We start from the raw sequence: 20,863 nt of genomic DNA on the forward strand, positions 1-20,863 counted from the left end.
AAGGCTGCGTGCTGGTGCAGCATCACTGCGTTGGCGTCGGCGCGAACGCAGTGATGCTGCGCGGAACGGGGTTTGCCGAGCGCTCATTCCGGCGCCACCTGGGTCGCGCCCGCCTCCGGGCTCTCGGGGAGCAGATGGGAGAGCACCATCACGCTGATCGTCTTCCGGATGAAGGGCTCGGCGCGGATCCGCTCCAGCACCTCCTCGAAGTGCTCCACGTCCCGCGCCCGTACGTGCAGCAGCGCGTCCGCCCCGCCGGTCACCGTCATGGCCGCCGCGATCTCCGGATGGTTGCGGACGACCTCCGCCAGGCGCCGCGGCGGGGCCGCGCCCTCGCAGTACACCTCGACGTACGCCTCCGTGCGCCAGCCCAGCGCGGAGGGCCGCACGGTCGCCGTGAACCCGGTGATCACCCCGGTCTCCCGCAGCCGGTCCACGCGCCGCTTGACCGCCGTGGACGACAGCCCGATCGCCGCGCCGATCTCGGCGAAGCTGGTCCTGGCGTTCGCCATCAGCGCGGTGATGATCTTCCGGTCGAGGTCGTCGAACGACGCGGCCCTGCTGTTCATGCGGGCACTGTAATCAGCCGTGCCCGCGACCGGGCCTACGACTGGGTGACGACCATCGCGAGTGTCAGCAGCCCGAGGACCACCCAGCCGAACCACAGCCAGCCGTTGCTGCCGAGCGCGACGGTGTAGGCCGTCACGACGACGAGCCCGCCGACGGTCATCGCCCCCATCACCTTGGTGGAACCGTTCGTGGAACCGGGCATCGCGACACCCTCCTCATGGTCCGTCCACCACCATGGTGCCCCGGTTTCCGCCCGGAGGGCATACCGCGTCCTCAGCCCTCGCGCGCGCTGAGGGAGGCCAGATAGGCGTTGTACGCCTCCAGCTCCTTGTCGCCGTCCCGGTCCGCGGCCCGGTCCTGGCGCCTGGCCTGCCGCTGCTCGGAGCCGTACCACTGGAACAGCAGCGCGATCAGCACCAGCACGGACGGGATCTCGCTGAACGCCCAGGCGATGCCGCCGGCCGCGTTCTGGTCCGAGAGCGCGTCGATGCCGAGCGAGGCGGGCGGGTTCCGGAACGTCGCCACCATCGGCGTGGACCCCATCATCAGCGCGATGCCGAAGAACGCGTGGAACGGCATGCCCGCGAACAGCTCCAGCATCCGCATGAGGTACCCCGGCCGGTGCGGCCCGGGGTCCACGCCGATGATCGGCCAGAAGAACACGACGCCCACGGCGAGGAAGTGCACCATCATTGCGGCGTGCCCGGTCCTGGAGCCCATGAGGAAGTCGAACAGCGGGGTGAAGTACAGGGCGTACAGGCTCGCGACGAACAGCGGGATGGTGAACACCGGGTGCGTGGTCACGCGCATGTAGCGGCTGTGCAGCAGGGCCAGCAGCAGCTCACGCGGGCCCTTGCGGCCCCGGCCCGCGGTCGGCAGCGCGCGCAGTGCCAGGGTCACCGGGGCGCCGAGCAGGATCAGGATCGGCGACAGCATGCTGATCACCATGTGCTGCACCATGTGCACGCTGAACATGACCATGCCGTAGTCGTTCAGCCGGGTGCACATCATCAGGGCGATGGTGAGGACGCCGACGGCGTACGACACGGTCCGGGCGGCCGGCCAGGAGTCCCCGCGCCGCCGCAGCCGCACGACACCCCATCCGTACAGGGCCAGCCCGGCCAGACAGGCCACGAGGAAGAACGGGTCGGCCGACCAGTGCAACCCCCGCGCCAGCGTGAACGGCGGCAGGTCCATCGTCATGCCGTGGCCGCTGTGATCCATCCGCCGGCTCCTGATTCGTGGGGGTTGTACGCGTCTGTCCGCCCACAAGAGTAGAACCGCCCCCGGTCAGCGCCGTGACCGGGGGCAGGTGGTTCCGAAGCGGACCACTACAGGACGCACTCCGCCTCGTCGTACCGCTCGGCGGGCACCGTCTTCAGGGTCTCCACGGCCTCCGCCAGCGACACCATCACGATGTCGGTGCCGCGCAGCGCGGTCATCCGCCCGAACTCGCCCCGGTGCACGGCCTCCACCGCGTGCCATCCGAAACGCGTGGCCAGCACCCGGTCGTACGCCGTCGGCGTGCCGCCCCGCTGCACGTGCCCGAGGATGACCGGCCGCGCCTCCTTGCCGAGCCGGTGCTCCAGCTCGACCGAGAGCTGCCGCGCGATGCCCGCGAAGCGTTCGTGGCCGTAGATGTCCTTGCCGCCCTCGTCGAAGTCCATGGCGCCGGGCCGCGGCTTGGCCCCTTCAGCGGCGACCACGATGGCGAACCGCTTGCCCGCCTCGAACCGCGCGCCCACCTTCCGCGTCAGCTCGTCGATGTCGAATGGCCGTTCCGGGACGACGATGGCGTGGGCGCCGGCCGCCATGCCCGAGTGCAGGGCGATCCATCCGGTGTGGCGGCCCATGACCTCCACGATCAGCACCCGCTGGTGGGACTCGGCGGTGGTCTTCAGCCGGTCCAGCGCCTCGGTGGCGACCCCGACCGCCGTGTCGAAGCCGAAGGTGACGTCCGTGACAGCGATGTCGTTGTCGATGGTCTTCGGCACGCCCACAATGGGCAGCCCGTTGTCCGACAGCAGCCGGGCCGCCTTCAGCGTGCCCTCACCGCCGATCGGGATGATCGCGTCCAGGCCGAGCTCCGCGACATGGCCCCGGGCCCGCTCGACACCGTCGCGCAGATGCTCGGGGCGGACCCTGGAGGAGCCGAGGATGGTGCCGCCGCGCGCCAGGATGCCGCCCACGGCATCGAGGTCGAGCTTCATGTAGTCGCATTCCAGGAGGCCCTTCCAGCCGTCCCGGAAACCGATGACCTCGTCACCGTGGTCGGCCACGGCACGGTGCACGACGGACCGGATGACGGCGTTCAGGCCGGGGCAGTCGCCTCCGGACGTGAGGACACCAATGCGCATAGCCCGAAATACCTTCTCAACGTGGGCCGGGAAACCGGACCACGTCGTCCGGCGGATTCCCGGTCACCCTACCGGCGTGAGGGGGTGGCTCCGTAGCGGGCGTCCGCCTGCTGGACGCGCCCGCACATGTGAGCGGACGGGCCGTCAGGCGGGCCCGTCACGAGCCTGCCGGAAAGCGCTGAGAGGCCCCTGACGCGAGCCTTACGCGAGTCTCACGCGGGCTGCTGCGCGGACGCGATGCGCTCGCTGCGTAGCGCCTCGTACCAGCGGTCGTCGACCGGCGGCAGCGCGTTGACGTCGAGCGCCAGCTTCAGCAGCAGGTCGGCGATCTGCGGGTTGCGGGCGAGGACCGGGCCGTGCATGTACGTGCCGAAGACGGTCCCGTTGTACGCGCCCTCGGTGCCGTCCCCCGTGCCGTTGCCCTTGCCGAGCCGGGTGCGGGCGAAGGGGCGGGCGCTGGGACCGACGTGGGTGACGCCCTGGTGGTTCTCGAAGCCCGTCAGCGGGGGCAGGCCGAGCTGCGGGTCGATGTCCGCGAGGACGTCGCCGACGCACCGCTCGCCCTCGCCGCGTACCGACGTCACGTCGAGCAGGCCGAGCCCCGGCTCCCGCTGGCCGAGGTCGTTGATGAACTCGTGGCCGAGGATCTGGTAGCCGGCGCAGACCGAGAACACGATCGCGCCGTTCTCCACGGCCCGGTGCAGATGGCCGTCGCGCCGCAGCCGCTCGGCCGCGAGCCGCTGCGGCCGGTCCTCGCCGCCGCCGATCAGGTAGATGTCACCGGAGGTCGGGATCGGCTGGTCGCTGCGCACGTCCAGCCGGGCCACGTCCAGGCCGCGCTGGCGCGCCCGGCGTTCCACGACGAGCGCGTTGCCCTGGTCGCCGTAGGTGCTCAGCAGGTCGGGGTAGATCCACACCAGCCGCAGTTGGTTGTCGCTCATGAGGTGATCGCCCTTCGAAGATCAGTTGCCGACGCGGCGGCGCAGGTCCTGGAACGCGGTGTAGTTCGCGATGACCTCGATGCGTCCCGGCGGGGCCGCCTGGACGGCCTGGTCGAGGTTGTCGCACACCTGGAACTGCTGGTTCGCGACCTCCAGGCGGACGGCGAGGTCCAGCTTGCGGTCGCCGATCACGAAGATCGGGTGGCCCGTCAGCCGCGTGTAGTCGACGTCCCACAGCCAGGAGGTGTCGGTGCCGTCGGCTCCGCGCGCGTTCACGGAGAGGATCACCGGGGTGGGCGGCGGGTCGATCAGGGAGAACGTCTCCAGCCAGCCGGCCGGGTTCTTGGCCAGCAGCAGCCGGAGGTCGCGGTTCATGAACTGCACGACGTCGTACCGGCCGGCCACGGCCTGCACCTGGTACATCCGCTCCAGGGCGACCTGCGGGGGTACCCCGAAGACGGCGGCGACGGCCGCGGAGCTGGCCGCGTTCGCCTTGTTGGCCCGGCCCGGCAGCTGCAGGTGGATCGGCCAGGCGGAGCCGTGCGGGTCGAGGACGTGGTCCCCGGACAGCGCCCAGCTCGGCGTGGGCCGGCGGAAGCCGCACTCGCCGCAGAACCAGTCGTCGCCCGGGCGCTGCATCACGCCACCGCAGGACGGGCAGGACCAGGCGTCGTCCTTCCACATCTGACCGGCCGCGACCCAGATCACATTGGGGGAGGAGGACGCGGCCCACACCACCAGCGGGTCGTCGCAGTTGGCGACGATGACGGCCTTGGAGCCGGCCAGGCCCTCGCGCCAGTTCTCGGCGAGCATCCGGGTCTCGGCGGCGCGGTCGAGCTGGTCCCGGGAGAGGTTCAGCAGGGCGATGCACTTCGGGCCGGTGTCCCGGGCCACCCCGGCCAGGTACTTCTCGTCGACCTCGATGACGCCGAACTTCGCGTCCGAGCCGCCGGCCAGCGCCGAGGTGATGCCGGCGGGCATGTTGGCGCCGAGCGCGTTCGACACCACCGGACCGGCGGCGCGCAGCGCCTCGGCGATCAGCCGGGTGGTCGTGGTCTTGCCGTTGGTGGCGGACACCAGGATGACGTCCAGGTTCTGGGCCAGCCGTCCGAGGAGGTCGGGGTCGAGTTTCAGCGCGACCCGGCCACCGATCACCGACCCGCTGCCGCGTCCCGCGGCGCGCGATGCCGCGGCGACCGCCTTGCCCGCGGTCACGGCCAGCTTGGCCCGCGGCGAGAGCGGGTCCGAGTTGCCTGCCATCAGTTCTCGATCCTCCTTGCGTACGCGCCGCGCCTGGGGGCCATCCGGCAGCGTGGTGTGGACCTCAGCCTATCGAGATCCATTCGCACACCCGAATCGCGGCCCACGCCTCGCGGCGGGCATGGGCCGAACGAACCGTACCCTTGCCGCCATGCGACACCGCCCGATCCCGGGCGCCCACGGGCGCGTCCGGCCCCTTTCCCTGCTCGGGGACCCCGTTCTGCACGGGCCCTGCGCGGACGTCACCGAATTCGGCCCCGAACTCGCCGCACTCGTGGAGGACTTGTTCGCGACCATGTACGCGGCCCAGGGGGTGGGCCTGGCCGCGAACCAGATCGGGGTGCCTTTGCGGGTGTTCGTCTACGACTGTCCCGACGACGAGGACGTCCGTCACCTCGGCCACGTGGTCAATCCGCGCCTGGTGGAGACGGACGGCGTGGTGATCCGGGGGCCGGAGGGCTGTCTGTCCCTGCCGGGCCTGGAAGCGGGGACGGAACGGTACGACCACGCGGTGGTCGAGGGCTTCACGGCGGCCGGGGAACCGGTCACCGTCCACGGCACGGGATTCTTCGCCAGGTGCCTCCAGCACGAGTGCGACCACCTGGCGGGCACGGTGTACTCCGACCGCCTGACGGGTCTGCGCCGGCGCCGGCTGCGGCGGCGGATCGACCGGGCCGCCTGGCACCGGGCGGACGGCCGCACCGGGGCGTAGGTCCCGCCGTCAGAAGCCGGGGCCGCCGATCCGGTCCCCGGCGGCGGCGAGCCGGCCCCACAGCAGGTCGGCGAGCGAGCGGACCAACTCGGCCCGCGAACACGGCCGTTCGCCGAGCCACCAGTCGCCGGCCGCGTGCATCATCCCGACGATCCCGTGTCCCCAGACCCGGGCGAGCTGCTGACTGCCCGGCCCGAGGTCCAGCCGGTCCTCGATGACCTGGGCCAGTTCCTCACCCATCCGGCGAAGCAGCGGGGCGCTGTGCTTGCCGACGTCGAACCCCTGGTCGCCGCCGGTGCTGCCCTCCGCCGGGTGCATGAGGAACCGGTACACCTGGGGCCGGGCCTCGATCGCCGCGAGGTAGGTGTCCAGGGTGGACTCCACCCGCTCGCGCCGCTCGGCCGGCGCGTCCAGCGCGGCGCGCAGCGAGTCGAGCAGTGCGTCCGTGTGCCGCTTGGCCAGGGCCGCGTAGAGGCCGCCCTTGTCGCCGAAGTGGCGGTACAGGATCGGCTTCGTGATGCCGGCCTCCGCGGCGATCGCGTTCATCGACGCCTGCGGGCCGTCGCGCAGCACCACCCGGTCGGCGGCCTCCAGCAGCTCGCGCCGTCGGCGGTCGGCGGACCGCTGCTGATCGGTCCGCTGCGTGGTGTCCATGTGCTCTCCCCACCCGTGCTGATTCGGTGACGCCTGCGCAAACTAACACTCTCCGCGTCTCTGACATCGAACGGGATGCCGAGGCGTCATCAGGAGTTGACTTTTACTACTGGTCGGTAACACACTCACGTTACCGCTAGTAACATCGCTGGTAGGACCGCACGTACCGCCGCTGGAGGGGACATGGCCGAGTTCACCATGGAGCTCAACGACGAACAGAAGGAGGTCCGGGAGTGGCTGCACGGCTTCGCGGCCGACGTCATCCGCCCCGCGGCCGCCGAATGGGACGAGCGTGAGGAGACTCCTTGGCCGGTCATCCAGGAGGCCGCGAAGGTGGGCATCTACTCCCTCGACTTCTACGCGCAGCAGTACTTCGACCCCACCGGCCTCGGCATCCCGATGGCCATGGAGGAGCTGTTCTGGGGCGACGCGGGCATCGCCCTCTCCATTGTGGGCACGGGTCTGGCCGCCGTGGGCGTTCTCGCCAACGGGACCGAGGAGCAGATCGGCACCTGGATCCCGCAGATGTACGGCGACCAGAACGACGTGAAGGTCGCCGCCTTCTGCTCCTCCGAGCCGGACGCGGGCTCCGACGTGGCCTCCATGCGCACGCGCGCGGTCTACGACGAGGCCAAGGACGAGTGGGTGATCAACGGCACCAAGACCTGGGCGACCAACGGCGGCATCGCCAACGTCCACGTCGTCGTCGCCGTCGTCGACCCGGAGCTGGGTTCCAAGGGACACGCGTCCTTCATCGTCCCGGCCGGCACGCCGGGGCTCGCCCAGGGCCAGAAGTTCAAGAAGCACGGCATCCGTGCCTCGCACACCGCCGAGGTCATCCTCGACAACGTCCGGGTCCCCGGCTCCTGCCTGCTCGGCGGCAAGGAGAAGCTGGACGACCGGCTCGCCCGGGCCCGGGAGCGGGCCAGGGCGGGCGGCGAGCGGGTGAAGAACGCGGCCATGGCCACGTTCGAGGCCTCGCGGCCCGCCGTGGGCGCGATGGCGGTCGGCACCGCCCGGGCCGCGTACGAGGTCGCCCTCGACTACGCGAAGACCCGCGAGCAGTTCGGCCGGCCCATCATCGACAACCAGGGCGTGGCCTTCCAGCTCGCGGACATGCGGACGCAGATCGACGCCGCGCGGCTGCTGGTGTGGCGGGCGTCCTGGATGGCGGTCAACGGCAAGCCGTTCACGGCGGCCGAGGGCTCCATGTCCAAGCTCTTCGCCAGCGAGACGGCGAAGAAGGTGACCGCGCAGGCCATCCAGATCCTGGGCGGCAACGGCTACACCCGCGAGTACCCGGTGGAGCGCATGCACCGCGACAGCGCGATCTACACCATCTTCGAGGGCACGAGCGAGATCCAGCGCCTGGTCATCGCCCGTACCCTCGCCGGGATGCCGATCCGGTAGCGCGCAAGGGCGCGGGTGCCGAAACGGCCCCGCGCCCCTCGGCGGTCGTCCGCCGTCATCTGTGCCGCAGCGGTGTGAGCTGCTCGATGTCGTAGCGCCGGCGGAGCCGCTCGATCGCCTCGTGGTCCGGCGGTCCGCCGTTGTCCAGGATCTCCAGCAGCTCCTCGAAGTAGCGCTCGTGGTCCGGCGGCGGGGACGCCTGGAAGAACATCCGCGCCGGCGTGTCCGTCGGATTGGCGAACGCGTGCGGACAGCCCGGCGGTACGACGATGACCGTGCCCGGTGTCGCCCGGACCACCCGGTTGCCCGAACTCGACTCCCAGCGCTGCCAGTTGTCGGGGGTGCGGATGCGCGGCTCGAAGGCGAGCACGTCCAGTTCACCCTCGAGGACGTAGAACAACTCCTCGCTGCGCGTGTGCACATGGGCGCCGACGTCGAACCCCGGCGGGACCTCCACCTCGAAGGTGGAGGCCGTCCGCGAGTGCGTGCCGGTGACCTTGAACGTCACCCGCTGGGCCGGTGTCTCGACGACCCGGCCGTCGCCCGGCGGCACCAGCAGGCCTTCGGCCGGCGCCGCCTCCTGGACCGGCGGATCCGCCTGGGCCGGCGTGGCTCCCCGCGCCGCGGGCCCTTCGGGTACCGCCAGCCCCTCCGTCGTGGTCATCGGCGGCTCACCACGTCACCGGCAGGGCCGCGGGTCCGCGGATCAACGCGCCCTTCCTGAAGGGCACCTGGGCCGGCGCCACGGCCAGCCTGAGACCCGGAACCCGGTCCAGCAGGACGTCCACCAGCAGCTCCGACTCCAGCCTCGCCAGCATGCCGCCGGGGCAGTAGTGCGGGCCGAAGCCGAACGCCACGTGCGGATTGGGGCTGCGGGAGACGTCGATCGTCTCCGGGTCGGGGAAGACCTCCGGGTCGCGGTTGGCGGCCAGGTAGGAGACGTAGACCGCGTCCCCGGCCCGGACCCGGACACCGTGGATCTCCACGTCCTCCAGGGCGATCCGGGACAGCCCGACGGCGTTGCGGTGCGGGATGTAGCGCAGCAGCTCGTCGATGGCCTTCGGCCGGATCCCCGGGTCGGAGCGCAGCCGCGCGGCCAGTTCGGGACGGGTCAGCAGCAGGTAGAACATCTGCCCGCTGTTGTTGGTGACCGCCTCGCCGCCGATCTGGAGCAGGACCGCGAGGCCGACGGCCTCCTCCAGGGTGACCTCCTGGCGGCCCACGGCGGCGCCGAGCAGCGAGGCCACGTCCTCGCCCGTGCCGTTCTCGCGCAGGGCGATGAGATCGGAGAAGTAGGCGCTCATCTCGCGCTTGGCCTTCTCGCTGAGCTCCTTGCCGTGCGCGGAGGACAGGATGAGCTGGGTCCACGTGTGCATGCTGTGCCGGTCGGCGGCCGGCACGCCCATCAGCTCGCAGATCACCGCGATGGGGAAGGGGCCGAGCACCGCACTGGTGAGGTCGGCGGGCGGCCCGTCCTGGAGCAGCTCGTCCACCAGCTCGTCCAGCATGGCGCGCGCCCTGTCGCGGATCCGCTCCACGCCCCTCGCGGTGAACGCGGCGGCGACCGAGCGGCGCAGCCGGGTGTGGTCGGGCGGGTCGAGGAAGCCGACCGCGCCCCGGTCCGGGATGAAGTGCGGGGCGAGCCTGGTGACCTGCTTGTCCATGACGGCCTCGCGGCCGAAACGCGGGTCGTTGGTCACCATGCGCACGTCGTCGTACCGGGTGACCAGCCAGGCCCAGCCCTCGCCGTTGGGGAGCTGGATGCGGGTGACCGGGCCCTCGTTCATCAGGTCGGCCAGCACCGGGTCGAACTCCGTCCCGGTCAGGTCGGCCGCCGGCCAGTGCCGGACCGGGGGCAGGGTCTCGGTGAGGGTCTCTTCGGTCATCGTGTCATCTCGCCGTCCTGGACCCAGCGGCCCACGGTCATCTCGGCGGTGATGCCCGGTCCGAACCCGGCCAGCAGCCCGCGTGCCCGGTGCTCGGCACCGCCCTCGTCGAAGAGGCGGCGCAGCGCGTCCAGGACGACGGCGCTGGCGATGTTGCCGTACTCGGTGAGCGTCGACCGGCTGAACCGGAACGCGTGCGGTTCGACCCGCAGGAACTTGCTGAGGTCGTCGAGTATTCGGGGCCCGCCCGCGTGGATGATGTAGAAGTCCAGGTCGGAGGCGTCCCAGCCGTGGTTGCCCGCGAGCTCCTGGAGCGCCGGGGCGAGCGGCTCCATGGTGGTCGGCACCCGCTTGTCCAGCAGGAAGTGGAAGCCGGTCGCCCGGACGTCGTACGCGATCCAGTCCTCGGTCTTCGGGATCAGGTACGAGCCGTTGCGCTCCAGTTGGACGCCCGTGCCGCCGCGCCCGCGCACCACGGCGGCGGCGATGCCGTCGCCGAACAGGCCGTTGGACAGCAGCGAGCCGACGCCCAGGTCGGTGGGCTGGTAGCACAGCGAGCAGAACTCGCAGGCCACGATGAGGGCGTTGCCCTCGGGGTAGGCCGAACAGAAGTCGTGCGCCCGGTTGATGGCCGCACCGCCGGCCGCACAGCCGAGCTGCGCGATGGGGAGCTGCCGGGTGGTGCTCGAGAAGTCCATCTCGTTGATCAGCCACGCGGTGAGCGAGGGCATCATGAAGCCCGTGCACGACACGTAGATGATGACATCGATGTCGGTGGTCAGGAGCTCGGCGTCGTCGAGCGCCCGCTGGATCACCGCGGGGACGCGAGCCTTGGCCTCCGCCTCGTAGAGCTTGTTGCGGTCCTCGAAGCCCGGATGCTTCAGGGTTTCCTCGATGGGCTGCACGATGTGCCGGGTGCGGACGCCCGTGTTCTCGATCAGCCGGAGGGCCAGCGGGAGCTGGGGGTGGTCCGCGTGGTGCAGGCGCGCCAGCTCCAGCGTCTCCTCCATCGTGATCACATGCTCTGGTACGGACACCGAGGGTCTGCACAAAGTCGCCATGAGCCGTCCCTGCTTTCGCCGTCCGGCAGGCCTTCGCCCGCCGGTCAGAAGGTGGTCCACCCAGGTTCACCCGACGGGGCGACGATCTCGCGCCGGACTACTCCGAACCGGTGACAAGGGGTGAGGGACGACCACGCTGCGAAACCCCCCGGAAAGGCTACGGCGCCCCGCTGCTGTGGGCGATGCACGCCACGTCGATGCGGTCCGCGAGCTTCGCCAGTTCGATGGTCAACGCGGCCACCGTGTCCTCGTCGAGCTGCTCCCCGGCCTCGACGAGATGCAGCCACCGCCCGCCCACGGTCCGCAACAACTTGCTCACGTCGGCCGCTGCCACCTGCAAGGTACCGCGGTCGTCGACGATCAGGGGCAGGGTCACTTCGCGGTTCACAATCGGGATGGTAGCCGCGCGGTCCTCACGCACCCTGCCAAACCGTGGTGATGTTGCAGAACTCCCGGATTCCGTGCCCGGACAGCTCACGCCCGTAGCCGGAGCGCTTCACCCCGCCGAAGGGGAACGCCGGATGGGAGGCCGTCATCCCGTTCACGTACACGGCTCCCGCCTCCAGGTCCCGGGCGAACCGCTCCACCTCGCGCTCGTCCCGGGTCCAGACGTTCGAACTCAGGCCGAACGGCGAGTCGTTGGCGATGAGCACCGCCTCGTCCAGGTCACCGGCCCGGTACAGCGTGGCGACCGGCCCGAAGGCCTCCTCGCGGTGGATGCGCATCTCCCGGGTGATGCCCGCCAGTACGGTCGGCGGGTAGTACCAGCCGGGGCCGTCGGGGCGCTCGCCGCCGCAGAGCACCTCGGCCCCGGCGCGCTTCGCGTCGTCGACCAGCTCCTCGAGATCCCCGCGGCCCTGCTCGCTGGCGAGCGGCCCGACCTCCGTGTCCTCCTCCAGAGGGTCGCCCGTCCGCAGCGCCTTCATGCCCGCGACGAACCTCTCCGCGAAGGCGTCGTACACGTCGGCGTGCACGATGAACCGCTTGGCCGCGATGCAGGACTGCCCGTTGTTCTGGACGCGGGCGGTCACGGCGACGGCGGCCGCGCGGTCGAGGTCGGCGGAGGGCATGACGACGTACGGGTCGCTGCCGCCGAGCTCCAGCACCGTCTTCTTGATCATCTCGCCGGCGGTGGAGGCCACGGCCCGCCCGGCCGGTTCGCTGCCGGTCAGCGTCGCGGCCTTCACCCGCTCGTCGCGCAGGATCTCGTCCACCGCGGCCGAGCCGATCAGCAGTGTCTGGAAGCAGCCCTCCGTGAAGCCCGCCCGGTGGAACAGGTCCTCCAGGTACAGCGCCGTCTGCGGCACGTTCGAGGCGTGCTTGAGCAGGCCCACGTTGCCGGCCATCAGCGCGGGCGCGGCGAACCGGATCACCTGCCACAGCGGGAAGTTCCAGGGCATCACGGCGAGCACCGGACCGAGCGGCCGGTAGCGGACCCGGACCCGGGAGGCGCCGGAGTCCCGCACGTCCTGCTCGGGCGGCTCCTCGTCGGCCAGCAGCCCCTCCGCGCGTTCGGCGTACCAGCGCATCGCCTTGGCGCACTTGGCGGCCTCCGCGCGGGCCTGCTCGACCGGCTTGCCCATCTCGGTGGTCATCACCCGGCCGATCTCCCGCTGGTCCTCCTCCAGCAGGTCGGCGGCCCTGTTCATCATCCGTGCGCGTTCGGCGAACGTGGTCGTCCGGTACGTGCGGAACGTGGCCTCGGCGAGCTGGAGCCTGCGCTCCAGCTCCTCCTCGCCCATGGCCTCGTACGTCTTGAGCGTCTCGCCGTTCGCCGGGTTCACCGTCGCGATGGGCATGGCTGACCTCCCTGGGAGCGGGCTTGCTTCGACCTTCGCGCGCGACACCGCCCGTCGCAACGCGTACGCCGCTGTTCAGACCGAGTGCTCCGCCAGCCGGTCGAGAAACGCCGTCTGCGCCGGGATGATCAGCGCGCGGGCCCGGTCGAGACCGAACCACGCGACCCGGTCCAGCTCCGGGAACTCCTGGGTGCGGCCGGACCTCGGCGGCCACTCCATGGTGAAGGTGCCCGGCTCGATGGTCTCCGGGTCCAAGTCCGCCTCCACCGCCCACGCCGTGACGACCTTGCCGCCCCGCTGCACTACCGCGCCCAGCGGCACGGCCTCCCCGTCGGGCGGCGCCAGCCCCAGCTCCTCCCGGAACTCCCGCCGGGCCGCCTCCCAGGCGGGCTCGCCGGCGTCGTACTCGCCCTTGACCACGGTCCACGCGCCGGCGTCCTTCTTCGCGAAGAACGGGCCGCCCATGTGGCCGAGCAGCACCTGGAGTCCGTCGTCGGCGCGCCGGAACAGCAGCAGGCCCGCGCTGCGCCTCGTTGCCCCGGCCGTCACGGCCTCACCTCCGGGTGGGCGGCCAGCAGCGCCTCGACGGTGTCGGCATCCTCGGGCCGCTTGTCCTCGCGGTAGCGGATCACACGGGCGAAGCGCAGGGTGACGCCGGCCGGGTAGCGGGAGGAGCGCTGCAGACCGTCGTACGCGATCTCCACGACGAGTTCGGGGCGCACCCTGACGCCCCAGCCGCCGTCCTCGACGGCCAGTTCCCGCAGTCTCTCCGTCTGCCAGGCGAGCATCGCGTCGGTCATGCCCTTGAAGGTCTTGCCGAGCATCGCGAAGCCGCCGTCCGGCGTCCGGGCGCCGAGGTGGAGGTTGGAGAGCCTGCCGGTGCGGCGGCCGTGTCCCCACTCGGCGGCGAGCACCACCAGGTCGAGGGTGTGCACCGGTTTGACCTTCAGCCAGGAGGCGCCGCGCCGGCCCGCGCTGTAGGCGGCGTCCAGCGCCTTGACCACCACGCCCTCGTGGCCGCGGGCGAGCGTGTCCTCGAGGAACCGTTCCGCCGCGCCGGCCTCTGCCGGCCCGGACACCACCGTCCTGCGCACCCGCATGGGCTCGGGCACCAGCCGGGCCAGTTCCGCGTGCCGCTCGGCGAACGGCAGGTCCAGCAGGTCGCGCCCGTCGACCGACAGGACGTCGAAGAACACGGGGGAGACGGGGACCTCGCCGGCCGCCCGTGTCACGTCCGTCCGGGAGCCGACCCGGCCGGCCGTCTCCTGGAAGGAGCGGGGCCGGCCGTCCGCGTCGAAGGAGATCACCTCTCCGTCCAGGATGAACCTGTCGCCCGCGAGACCGAGCGCGGCGGCGCTCACCTCGGGCAGCCGGTCGGTGATGTCGTCCAGGGTGCGGGTGTGGATCCGGACGGTGGCGCCGTCCCGGTGGACCTGGACGCGGATGCCGTCGAGCTTCTCCTCCACCGCGCACGAACCGAGCTTCTCCACCGCCTCGGCGACCGAGGAGGCGCTGTGCGCGAGCATCGGGTGCACCGGACGGCCGACGGTCAGCCGGAACCGCTCCAGCGACCCGGGTCCCTCGGCCAGCAGCGCCTGCGCCACCGTCTGCAGCGATCCGGCGAGCATCACCGCCCGCCGGACGTCCGCCGGGTCCGCGCCGGTCGCCCGGGCGAGCCCCTCCACCGCCACCGCGTCCAGGGCGCCCTGCCGGACCTCGCCGGTCAGCAGGCCGCGCAGGAAGCGCTGTTCGGCCTCGGTGGCCGCGCCCATCAGCTCCCCGACGAGCCGGACCCGTTCCGCCTGGGAGCCGGGCCCGGACACCTTGCCCAGCTCGCTGAGCCGGGCGTCGACCTCCCGCACCGTGAGGGTCGGTCCGTCGGCCGGCGGTACCGGTCGGCTCAGCACCTTCCAGCCGACGCCGAGCCGGCCCTGGGGGAGCCGTCCGGCCAGGTAGGGGATGACGATCGGCACGTCGTCCGCCTCCGCCTCCCGGAACAGCTCCGCGAGCAGCGCGGTCTTGCGGGATCTGGCCGCCGTCGCGGCGACCTCCCCGGACACCTCGGCCAGCCGGGTCAGCAGCATGCAGTCATGGTGCACCGCACGGGCGGGGTCTACACCTGCGCACCGGCGTCGAGGTCGGCGAAGACCAGCTCCCCGTTGATCGCCGCACCGGCCCGGTAGCCGCGGCTGGCCGCGTTCACCACCTGCTCGGCGAAGCCGCCGGCGTTGCCCGCCGCCCACAGCCCGGGCACGCTCGTCAGGCCCCGTTCGTCGATCACCGGGTAGCTGCCGAACGGCGTCTCCCGGAGCTCCGCGCCCAGCCGCACGAACAGCTCGTTCCGCGGGACGGCGCGCGGGGCGACGTAGAGCACCTCGCGCTCGTGGACCGTGCCTCCCCCGCAGGAGCCGTCCCCGGTGAGCCGGACGCCGGTGAGCCGGTCGCCCTCGACCAGCACCTCGGCCACCTCGCCGGGTACGACCTCGACCCCGGCGGTGGCCAGCCTGCGCCGGTCGGCGTCCGTCAGTTCCGCCTCCCGCACCTGGTGCAGGAAGAGCCGCACGTCCTTGGACCACTGGGTGACCATCAGCGCCTGGTGCACGCTCAGCGGACTGCTCGCGACCACGCCGGTCGCCAGGTCGCGGACCTCCCAGCCGTGGCAGTAGGGGCAGTGGACCACGTCCCGGCCGAACCGTTCGGCGAGGCCCGGGATCGGCGGGAGCTCGTCCCCGAGCCCGGTCGCGACGACCAGGTGCCGGGCCCGGACGCCGCCGCCGCCCGCCAGCGTGACACTGAAGTCCCCGTCCCGTGCCGCGTCCACCACCCGGTCCCGGACCAGCTCGACGCCGTACCGGGCGATCTCCTCGCGTCCGGTCGCGAGGAAATCCGCGGGGGATATCCCGTCCCGGGACAGATAGCCCTGCATGTGCGCGGACGGCGCGTTGCGCGGCTCGCCCGAGTCGACGACCAGCGTGCGCCGCCTGGCCCGGCCCAGCACCAGCGCGGCGGACAGTCCGGCCGCTCCGCCGCCGACCACGACGGCTTCGTAGCTCTCGGTCATGTGACCACCTCCGTCGCCGACGGTCGCGCGGAGGATGCCGTGTTGACAAACCTCTTTGCCGATTCTGCAATGAGGTCATGAGCGGCGAACGAACCGGGAGTGCGGAGAGCGGCCAGGGCGCCGAGGACACCGACGGCGTCCTGGCGGGTGTCGGGCCGAGGCTGCGGCGGATCCGCAAGGAGCGGGAGGTGACCCTGGCGGCGCTGTCCGAGGCCACCGGCATCTCCGTCAGCACCCTGTCCCGGCTGGAGTCCGGCCTGCGCCGGCCCAGTCTGGAGCTGCTGCTGCCCATCGCGCGGGCCCACCAGGTGGCGCTGGACGAACTGGTCGGCGCACCGCCGGTCGGCGACCCCGTGGTGCGGGCGAAGCCGGTCGAGCGGGGCGGCCGCGTCTTCTGGCCGCTGACCCGCCAGCCCGGCGGCCTGCAGGCCTTCAAGATCCTCGAACCGCAGCGCGGACAGGAGCCGGACCAGCGCACCCATGAGGGCTACGAGTGGCTGTACGTGCTCTCGGGGCGGCTGCGGCTGGTGCTCGGCGAGCACGACGTGGTGCTCTCGGCGGGCGAGGCGGCGGAGTTCGACACCCGGGTGCCGCACTGGTTCGGATCGACGGGGGAGGGGCCGGTGGAGTTCCTCAGCCTGTTCGGGCCGCAGGGGGAGCGGATGCACGTACGGGCGCGGCCCACGCGCAAGTGACGCGGACTACTGTTCCCTGATCGGCAAGCGACCGCTTAGTATGCCGTCGGAACCCGGTCAGACGAAGCAGTCCCGTGGAGGCCCCGCATGCAGGCATGGCAAGTGCACGAGAACGGCGAGCCGCGCGAGGTGATGCGCCTGGCGGAGGTGGAGCGGCCCACGCCGGGTGACGGCCAGGTGCTGCTGCGCGTGCGAGCCGCCAACATCAACTTCCCTGACGCCCTGCTCTGCCGGGGCCAGTACCAGGTGCGGCCCCCGCTGCCGTTCACGCCCGGCGTGGAGATCTGCGCCGAGACCGAGGACGGCCGCCGGGTGATCGCCAACCCCGCGCTGCCGTACGGCGGTTTCGCCGAGTACGCCGTCGCCGACGCCCGCACGCTGCTGCCCGCGCCCGACTCCCTGGACGACGCCGAGGCCGCCGCGCTGCACATCGGCTACCAGACGGGCTGGTTCGGCCTGCACCGCCGGGCCCGCCTGGAGGCGGGGGAGACCCTGCTGGTGCACGCCGCCGCCGGTGGCGTCGGCAGCGCGGCCGTGCAGCTCGGCAAGGCCGCCGGGGCCACCGTGATCGGCGTGGTCGGCGGCGCGGAGAAGGCCGCCGTCGCCCGGGAACTGGGCTGTGACGTGGTCGTCGACCGGCGCGCCGAGGACGTCGTCGCGGCCGTGAAGGAGGCCACCGGAGGCCGGGGCGCCGACGTGATCTACGACCCCGTCGGCGGCGAGGCCTACGCCCAGTCCGCCAAGCTCGTCGCCTTCGAGGGACGGATCGTGGTCGTCGGGTTCGCGAGCGGCACCATCCCGAGCCCCGCCCTCAACCACGCCCTGGTGAAGAACTACGCGATCCTCGGCCTGCACTGGGGCCTGTACAACACCAAGAATCCCGGCCTGGTCCTGGACTGCCACGAGCGGCTCACCGAGCTGGCCGCGCGCGGCGAGATCCGGCCGCTGGTGAGCGAGCGGGTGCCGCTGGACGGCGCCGCCGACGCCGTGCAGCGGGTCGCCGACGGGGTGACCACCGGCCGGGTGGCCGTGGTCCTGGACAAGGGAGCCGCCGTATGATTGACGCAGCGGAACTGCGCCGCCGTACACAGGAGTTGCTGGCCGCACACCCGCCGGCCGGGACCGGCCGCCTGGAGTTCCTGCGGGCCCGGTTCGACGCGGGCCTGGCCTGGGTGCACTTCCCGGCGGGCCTCGGCGGACTGGACGCCCCGCGCTCCCTGCAGGCCGTCGTGGACGCCGAACTCGAGTCCGCCGGCGCCCCGGACAACGACCCCCGGCGCATCGGCATCGGCCTTGGCATGGCCGCGCCGACGATCCTCAAGTACGGCACGGAGGAGCAGAAGCGGCGCTTCCTGCGGCCCCTGTGGACCGGGGAGGAGGTCTGGTGCCAGCTCTTCAGCGAGCCGGGCGCCGGCTCCGACCTGGCCGCGCTCGGTACCCGGGCGGTCCGGCAGGACGGGGGAGACTGGGTGGTCAACGGGCAGAAGGTGTGGACGTCCAGCGCCCACGTCGCCCGCTGGGCCATCCTCATCGCCCGCACCGACCCGGACCTGCCCAAGCACCGGGGCATCACCTACTTCCTCTGCGACATGACCGACCCGGGTGTCGAGGTGCGGCCGCTGCGCCAGATCACCGGTGAGGCCGAGTTCAACGAGGTCTTCCTGACGGACGTCCGCATCCCCGACAACCGGCGCCTCGGCGAGGTCGGCGACGGCTGGCGGGTCGCGCAGACCACGCTGAACAACGAGCGCGTCGCCATCGGCGGCATGCGGCTGCCCCGCGAGGGCGGCATGATCGGCCCGGTGTCGAAGACCTGGCGCGAGCGGCCGGAGCTGCGCACCCACGACCTGCACCAGCGGCTGCTGAAGCTCTGGGTCGAGGCCGAGGTCACCCGTCTCACCGGCGAACGCCTGCGCCAGCAGCTCGTCGCCGGCCAGCCCGGTCCCGAGGGCGCCGGCATGAAGCTCGCCTTCGCCCGCCTCAACCAGGAGATCAGCGGCCTGGAGGTCGAACTCCGCGGGGAGGAGGGGCTGTTGTACGACGACTGGACCATGCGCCGCCCCGAATTGGTGGACTTCACCGGCCGCGACGCCGGATACCGCTATCTGCGCTCCAAGGGCAACAGCATCGAGGGCGGGACCAGCGAGGTCCTGCTGAACATCGTCGCCGAGCGCGTCCTGGGCCTGCCGGCCGAGCCGCGCACCGACAAGGACGTCGCATGGAAGGACCTGGCCCGATGAGCACCCAGCCGGATCTCCTCTACTCCGAGGAGGAAGAGGCGCTGCGCGCCGCCGTCCGCGATCTGCTCACGGACCACTGCGACGCGGCCGGCGTGATCGCCCGTACCGAGTCGGACGCCCCGCACGACCTCGCGCTGTGGAAGTTGCTCGCCGACGGCATGGGCCTGGCCGGGCTGCTGGTGCCGGAGGCGCTGGGCGGCCAGGGCGCCACCCATCGCGAGGCCGCCGTCGTCCTGGAGGAGCTGGGGCGTGCCGTCGCCCCGGTGCCCTATCTCAGCAGCGCTGTCGTCGCCACCGAGGCCCTGCTGGCCTGCGGGGACGAGGAGTTGCTGGGCCGTCTGGCGTCCGGCCGGACCGTGGGCGTCCTCGCCGTGGGACTGCACACGGCCCCGGGCGCCGGTCTGCGGACCGCACGGCTGGAGAACGGCTCGCTGTACGGCGAGCTGACCGGCGTGGCGGACGCCGCCGCGGCCGACGTCCTGCTCCTCCCGGCCGACGACGGTGGGCTGTACGCCGTGGCCGCCGAGGCGGCGACCGTCACCCCGCAGGTCTCGCTCGACCTGACCCGCCCGGTCGCCACAGTCACGCTCGGCGGAGCGCCCGGACGCCGCGTCGGCGACGCGGAGCCGGCCGTACGGCGGGCGCTGCGGGCCGGCGCCGGACTGCTCGCCTCCGAACAACTGGGAGTGGCCGACTGGGCGTTGACCGAGACCGTGCGTTACCTGAAGGAACGCAAGCAGTTCAACCGGCCGGTCGGCGGCTTCCAGGCGCTCAAGCACCGGCTCGCCCAGCTCTGGCTGGAGGTCGTCAGCCTCCGGGCCGCGGCCCGTGCCGCCGCCGACGCCCTCGCGACCGGCGCGGACACCGACGTCACGGTGACCGTCGCCCAGGCCTACGCCGGTCCGGTGGCCGTACGCGCCACCGAGGAGGCGGTGCAGCTCCACGGCGGGATCGGGATGACCTGGGAACACCCCGCGCACCTGCACCTCAAGCGGGCCAAGGCCGACTCGATCGCCTACGGCACCGCGGGCGCCCACCGGGAGGCGCTGGCCGCACTGGTCGACCTCCAGGCGCCCTGACGCCCGGCGCGTGAAGCCCGCCCCACCCGGGGCGGGCTTCTTCGTGTGCGCGCCCCGCGCGGCCAAGTGAACAGGGGGCGGCGGTCCGGCCAATTCCCGGCAGGGACAGTCCCGTCGGACGCCGGGGGCACGCATACTCTCCCCGGTCCCGTCCGGCCCCCAAGGGAGGCAGCGCATGGCCCTCACCACCCGTCGCAGAGCCCTCACCACCCTGGGCGCCGCCCTCGCGGGCACGGTCGCCCTGCCCGCCGTCCAGGCCCGGGCGAGCGGCCGGCACGGCCCGCGCCCGCTGCGGCGCGCGCACGCCCACAACGACTACGCCCACCCGCGGCCGCTCCTCGACGCCCTCGACCACCGCTTCGGCAGCATCGAGGCCGACATCTTCCTCGTCGGCGACCAGCTCCTCGTCGGCCACGACGCCTCCGAACTGGACCCCTCCCGCACCCTCGAATCCCTCTATCTCGACCCGCTCGCCGCCCGCGTCAGGGCCAACCACGGCTCCGTGTACCGGGGTCGGCGGCGGCCGCTGCAGCTCCTCGTCGACATCAAGACCGAGGGCTCCTCGACGTACCTCGAACTCGACCGCCATCTGCGCCGGTACCCGCACCTGTTCACCACCTGCGCGCACGGGCGCGTGCACCCCGGGCCGGTCACCGCCGTGATCTCCGGCGACCGCGCGGCCCGAACCCCCATGGCGGCCCAGACCGAGCGCCGCGCCTTCTACGACGGCCGGCTCACCGACCTCGGCACCGCGGCCCCCGCCTCCCTCATCCCGCTGATCAGCGACAACTGGACGCTGAACTTCACATGGCTGGGCGAGGGCCCCTTCCCGGACGCCGAGCGGGACAAGCTGCGCGGCATCACCGGTGCCGCGCACGCACGCGGGCAGCGGATCAGGTTCTGGGCCACCCCGGACACGGCGGGACCGGCGCGCGACGCCCTGTGGTCCGAACTCCTCGCGGCCGGCGTCGACCACCTCAACACCGACGACCTCGCCGGCCTGGAGACATTCCTCGACGCACACCCGTCCGCCTGACACCACACGATCGGAGGACACGTCAGCCACCCGGACAAACCCTCCGCTACGCCACACTTACGGCCGAACGCCGCTCAAGGGGCGTGGCGGAGGAGGTTGACG

22 protein-coding genes are annotated in these 20,863 nt (G+C 72.3%); 7 read left to right on the plus strand and 15 right to left on the minus strand.

All coding sequences use genetic code 11. The annotated features are described in order from the left end of the window. Positions 1–83: 83 nt before the first annotated feature. From ACZ6B1_RS13425 to ACZ6B1_RS13450, 6 genes are all read right to left on the minus strand, one after another. Positions 84–569 carry an Lrp/AsnC family transcriptional regulator gene (locus ACZ6B1_RS13425; protein ID WP_468777774.1) on the minus strand — a complete coding sequence of 162 codons (486 nt, stop codon included), beginning with the start codon at positions 567–569 and terminating at the stop codon, positions 84–86. A 35-nt stretch (positions 570–604) separates the two neighbouring features. Beyond that, complete coding sequence (locus ACZ6B1_RS13430) at positions 605–772, minus strand: hypothetical protein (RefSeq protein WP_468777775.1); 168 nt, start codon at positions 770–772, stop codon at positions 605–607. A gap of 71 nt (positions 773–843) precedes the next feature. Beyond that, entirely contained in the window at positions 844–1,794 is a 951-nt protein-coding gene (locus ACZ6B1_RS13435) for a cytochrome c oxidase assembly protein (RefSeq protein ID WP_468777776.1), read from the minus strand. A gap of 107 nt (positions 1,795–1,901) precedes the next feature. After that, positions 1,902–2,927, minus strand: coding sequence for a 6-phosphofructokinase (locus ACZ6B1_RS13440; protein ID WP_468777778.1), 1,026 nt, complete (start codon positions 2,925–2,927; stop codon positions 1,902–1,904). A gap of 212 nt (positions 2,928–3,139) precedes the next feature. Continuing rightward, a complete protein-coding gene (locus ACZ6B1_RS13445) occupies positions 3,140–3,868 on the minus strand; it encodes a type 1 glutamine amidotransferase (RefSeq protein WP_468777779.1) in 729 nt (242 codons plus the stop codon). Positions 3,869–3,889: 21 nt separating this feature from the next. After that, a complete protein-coding gene (locus ACZ6B1_RS13450; RefSeq protein ID WP_468777781.1) occupies positions 3,890–5,128 on the minus strand; it encodes a MurT ligase domain-containing protein in 1,239 nt (412 codons plus the stop codon). Positions 5,129–5,279: 151 nt separating this feature from the next. Here ACZ6B1_RS13450 and def point away from each other — a divergent pair, with 151 nt between their 5' ends. Further along, positions 5,280–5,840: a peptide deformylase gene (gene def / locus ACZ6B1_RS13455; protein ID WP_468777782.1), complete on the plus strand. Its 561-nt coding sequence runs from the start codon at positions 5,280–5,282 to the stop codon at positions 5,838–5,840. Positions 5,841–5,849: 9 nt separating this feature from the next. Here def and ACZ6B1_RS13460 read toward each other — a convergent pair whose 3' ends face one another. Next, a complete protein-coding gene (locus tag ACZ6B1_RS13460) occupies positions 5,850–6,494 on the minus strand; it encodes a TetR/AcrR family transcriptional regulator (RefSeq protein ID WP_468777784.1) in 645 nt (214 codons plus the stop codon). A gap of 183 nt (positions 6,495–6,677) precedes the next feature. Between ACZ6B1_RS13460 and ACZ6B1_RS13465 the strand changes: the two genes are divergently transcribed. Beyond that, on the plus strand, positions 6,678–7,904 hold the full coding sequence (locus tag ACZ6B1_RS13465) for an acyl-CoA dehydrogenase family protein (protein WP_468777786.1): 1,227 nt from the start codon (positions 6,678–6,680) through the stop codon (positions 7,902–7,904). A gap of 55 nt (positions 7,905–7,959) precedes the next feature. Here ACZ6B1_RS13465 and ACZ6B1_RS13470 read toward each other — a convergent pair whose 3' ends face one another. The 8 genes from ACZ6B1_RS13470 to ACZ6B1_RS13505 all read right to left on the minus strand — a co-directional run bounded on the left by ACZ6B1_RS13470 (position 7,960) and on the right by ACZ6B1_RS13505 (position 15,711). Beyond that, positions 7,960–8,457 carry a cupin domain-containing protein gene (locus ACZ6B1_RS13470; RefSeq protein ID WP_468778552.1) on the minus strand — a complete coding sequence of 166 codons (498 nt, stop codon included), beginning with the start codon at positions 8,455–8,457 and terminating at the stop codon, positions 7,960–7,962. A 118-nt stretch (positions 8,458–8,575) separates the two neighbouring features. After that, positions 8,576–9,790: a cytochrome P450 gene (locus ACZ6B1_RS13475; protein WP_468777788.1), complete on the minus strand. Its 1,215-nt coding sequence runs from the start codon at positions 9,788–9,790 to the stop codon at positions 8,576–8,578. Next, complete coding sequence (locus ACZ6B1_RS13480) at positions 9,787–10,851, minus strand: type III polyketide synthase (protein ID WP_468777790.1); 1,065 nt, start codon at positions 10,849–10,851, stop codon at positions 9,787–9,789. Before ACZ6B1_RS13480 ends, ACZ6B1_RS13475 begins: the two co-directional genes overlap by 4 nt. Positions 10,852–11,008: 157 nt before the next feature. Further along, positions 11,009–11,239 (minus strand): DUF6213 family protein, encoded by a 231-nt coding sequence (locus tag ACZ6B1_RS13485; protein WP_043477773.1) that lies wholly within the window; start codon positions 11,237–11,239, stop codon positions 11,009–11,011. Positions 11,240–11,264: 25 nt separating this feature from the next. After that, positions 11,265–12,650 carry an NADP-dependent succinic semialdehyde dehydrogenase gene (locus ACZ6B1_RS13490; protein ID WP_468777792.1) on the minus strand — a complete coding sequence of 462 codons (1,386 nt, stop codon included), beginning with the start codon at positions 12,648–12,650 and terminating at the stop codon, positions 11,265–11,267. Between the two features lie 75 nt (positions 12,651–12,725). Continuing rightward, entirely contained in the window at positions 12,726–13,199 is a 474-nt protein-coding gene (locus ACZ6B1_RS13495; RefSeq protein WP_468777794.1) for an NUDIX hydrolase, read from the minus strand. After that, entirely contained in the window at positions 13,196–14,734 is a 1,539-nt protein-coding gene (locus ACZ6B1_RS13500) for an ATP-dependent DNA ligase (protein ID WP_468777796.1), read from the minus strand. Before ACZ6B1_RS13500 ends, ACZ6B1_RS13495 begins: the two co-directional genes overlap by 4 nt. A gap of 29 nt (positions 14,735–14,763) precedes the next feature. Further along, positions 14,764–15,711: an NAD(P)/FAD-dependent oxidoreductase gene (locus tag ACZ6B1_RS13505; RefSeq protein WP_468777799.1), complete on the minus strand. Its 948-nt coding sequence runs from the start codon at positions 15,709–15,711 to the stop codon at positions 14,764–14,766. 77 nt (positions 15,712–15,788) lie between these two features. Here ACZ6B1_RS13505 and ACZ6B1_RS13510 point away from each other — a divergent pair, with 77 nt between their 5' ends. From ACZ6B1_RS13510 to ACZ6B1_RS13530, 5 genes are all read left to right on the plus strand, one after another. After that, entirely contained in the window at positions 15,789–16,406 is a 618-nt protein-coding gene (locus tag ACZ6B1_RS13510; RefSeq protein ID WP_468777801.1) for a helix-turn-helix domain-containing protein, read from the plus strand. 87 nt (positions 16,407–16,493) lie between these two features. Next, positions 16,494–17,465, plus strand: a complete 972-nt coding sequence (locus ACZ6B1_RS13515; RefSeq protein ID WP_468777803.1) for an NADPH:quinone oxidoreductase family protein — start codon at positions 16,494–16,496, stop codon at positions 17,463–17,465. Beyond that, positions 17,462–18,646, plus strand: a complete 1,185-nt coding sequence (locus ACZ6B1_RS13520; protein ID WP_468777805.1) for an acyl-CoA dehydrogenase family protein — start codon at positions 17,462–17,464, stop codon at positions 18,644–18,646. Before ACZ6B1_RS13515 ends, ACZ6B1_RS13520 begins: the two co-directional genes overlap by 4 nt. Then, positions 18,643–19,725 carry an acyl-CoA dehydrogenase family protein gene (locus tag ACZ6B1_RS13525; RefSeq protein ID WP_468777808.1) on the plus strand — a complete coding sequence of 361 codons (1,083 nt, stop codon included), beginning with the start codon at positions 18,643–18,645 and terminating at the stop codon, positions 19,723–19,725. Before ACZ6B1_RS13520 ends, ACZ6B1_RS13525 begins: the two co-directional genes overlap by 4 nt. Positions 19,726–19,900: 175 nt before the next feature. Then, entirely contained in the window at positions 19,901–20,761 is an 861-nt protein-coding gene (locus ACZ6B1_RS13530; RefSeq protein WP_468777810.1) for a phosphatidylinositol-specific phospholipase C/glycerophosphodiester phosphodiesterase family protein, read from the plus strand. Positions 20,762–20,863: the final 102 nt, after the last annotated feature.

The organism is Streptomyces sp. NPDC041129 (genome assembly GCF_055592265.1).

Coding starts and splice junctions, on each gene's coding strand:
- ACZ6B1_RS13425 (WP_468777774.1), bottom strand. CDS start 569: ATGAACAGCAGGGCCGCGTCGTTCGACGACCTCGACCGGAAGATCATC.
- ACZ6B1_RS13430 (WP_468777775.1), bottom strand. CDS start 772: ATGCCCGGTTCCACGAACGGTTCCACCAAGGTGATGGGGGCGATGACC.
- ACZ6B1_RS13435 (WP_468777776.1), bottom strand. CDS start 1,794: ATGGATCACAGCGGCCACGGCATGACGATGGACCTGCCGCCGTTCACG.
- ACZ6B1_RS13440 (WP_468777778.1), bottom strand. CDS start 2,927: ATGCGCATTGGTGTCCTCACGTCCGGAGGCGACTGCCCCGGCCTGAAC.
- ACZ6B1_RS13445 (WP_468777779.1), bottom strand. CDS start 3,868: ATGAGCGACAACCAACTGCGGCTGGTGTGGATCTACCCCGACCTGCTG.
- ACZ6B1_RS13450 (WP_468777781.1), bottom strand. CDS start 5,128: ATGGCAGGCAACTCGGACCCGCTCTCGCCGCGGGCCAAGCTGGCCGTG.
- def (WP_468777782.1), top strand. CDS start 5,280: ATGCGACACCGCCCGATCCCGGGCGCCCACGGGCGCGTCCGGCCCCTT.
- ACZ6B1_RS13460 (WP_468777784.1), bottom strand. CDS start 6,494: ATGGACACCACGCAGCGGACCGATCAGCAGCGGTCCGCCGACCGCCGA.
- ACZ6B1_RS13465 (WP_468777786.1), top strand. CDS start 6,678: ATGGCCGAGTTCACCATGGAGCTCAACGACGAACAGAAGGAGGTCCGG.
- ACZ6B1_RS13475 (WP_468777788.1), bottom strand. CDS start 9,790: ATGACCGAAGAGACCCTCACCGAGACCCTGCCCCCGGTCCGGCACTGG.
- ACZ6B1_RS13480 (WP_468777790.1), bottom strand. CDS start 10,851: ATGGCGACTTTGTGCAGACCCTCGGTGTCCGTACCAGAGCATGTGATC.
- ACZ6B1_RS13490 (WP_468777792.1), bottom strand. CDS start 12,650: ATGCCCATCGCGACGGTGAACCCGGCGAACGGCGAGACGCTCAAGACG.
- ACZ6B1_RS13500 (WP_468777796.1), bottom strand. CDS start 14,734: ATGCTGCTGACCCGGCTGGCCGAGGTGTCCGGGGAGGTCGCCGCGACG.
- ACZ6B1_RS13505 (WP_468777799.1), bottom strand. CDS start 15,711: ATGACCGAGAGCTACGAAGCCGTCGTGGTCGGCGGCGGAGCGGCCGGA.
- ACZ6B1_RS13510 (WP_468777801.1), top strand. CDS start 15,789: ATGAGCGGCGAACGAACCGGGAGTGCGGAGAGCGGCCAGGGCGCCGAG.
- ACZ6B1_RS13515 (WP_468777803.1), top strand. CDS start 16,494: ATGCAGGCATGGCAAGTGCACGAGAACGGCGAGCCGCGCGAGGTGATG.
- ACZ6B1_RS13520 (WP_468777805.1), top strand. CDS start 17,462: ATGATTGACGCAGCGGAACTGCGCCGCCGTACACAGGAGTTGCTGGCC.
- ACZ6B1_RS13525 (WP_468777808.1), top strand. CDS start 18,643: ATGAGCACCCAGCCGGATCTCCTCTACTCCGAGGAGGAAGAGGCGCTG.
- ACZ6B1_RS13530 (WP_468777810.1), top strand. CDS start 19,901: ATGGCCCTCACCACCCGTCGCAGAGCCCTCACCACCCTGGGCGCCGCC.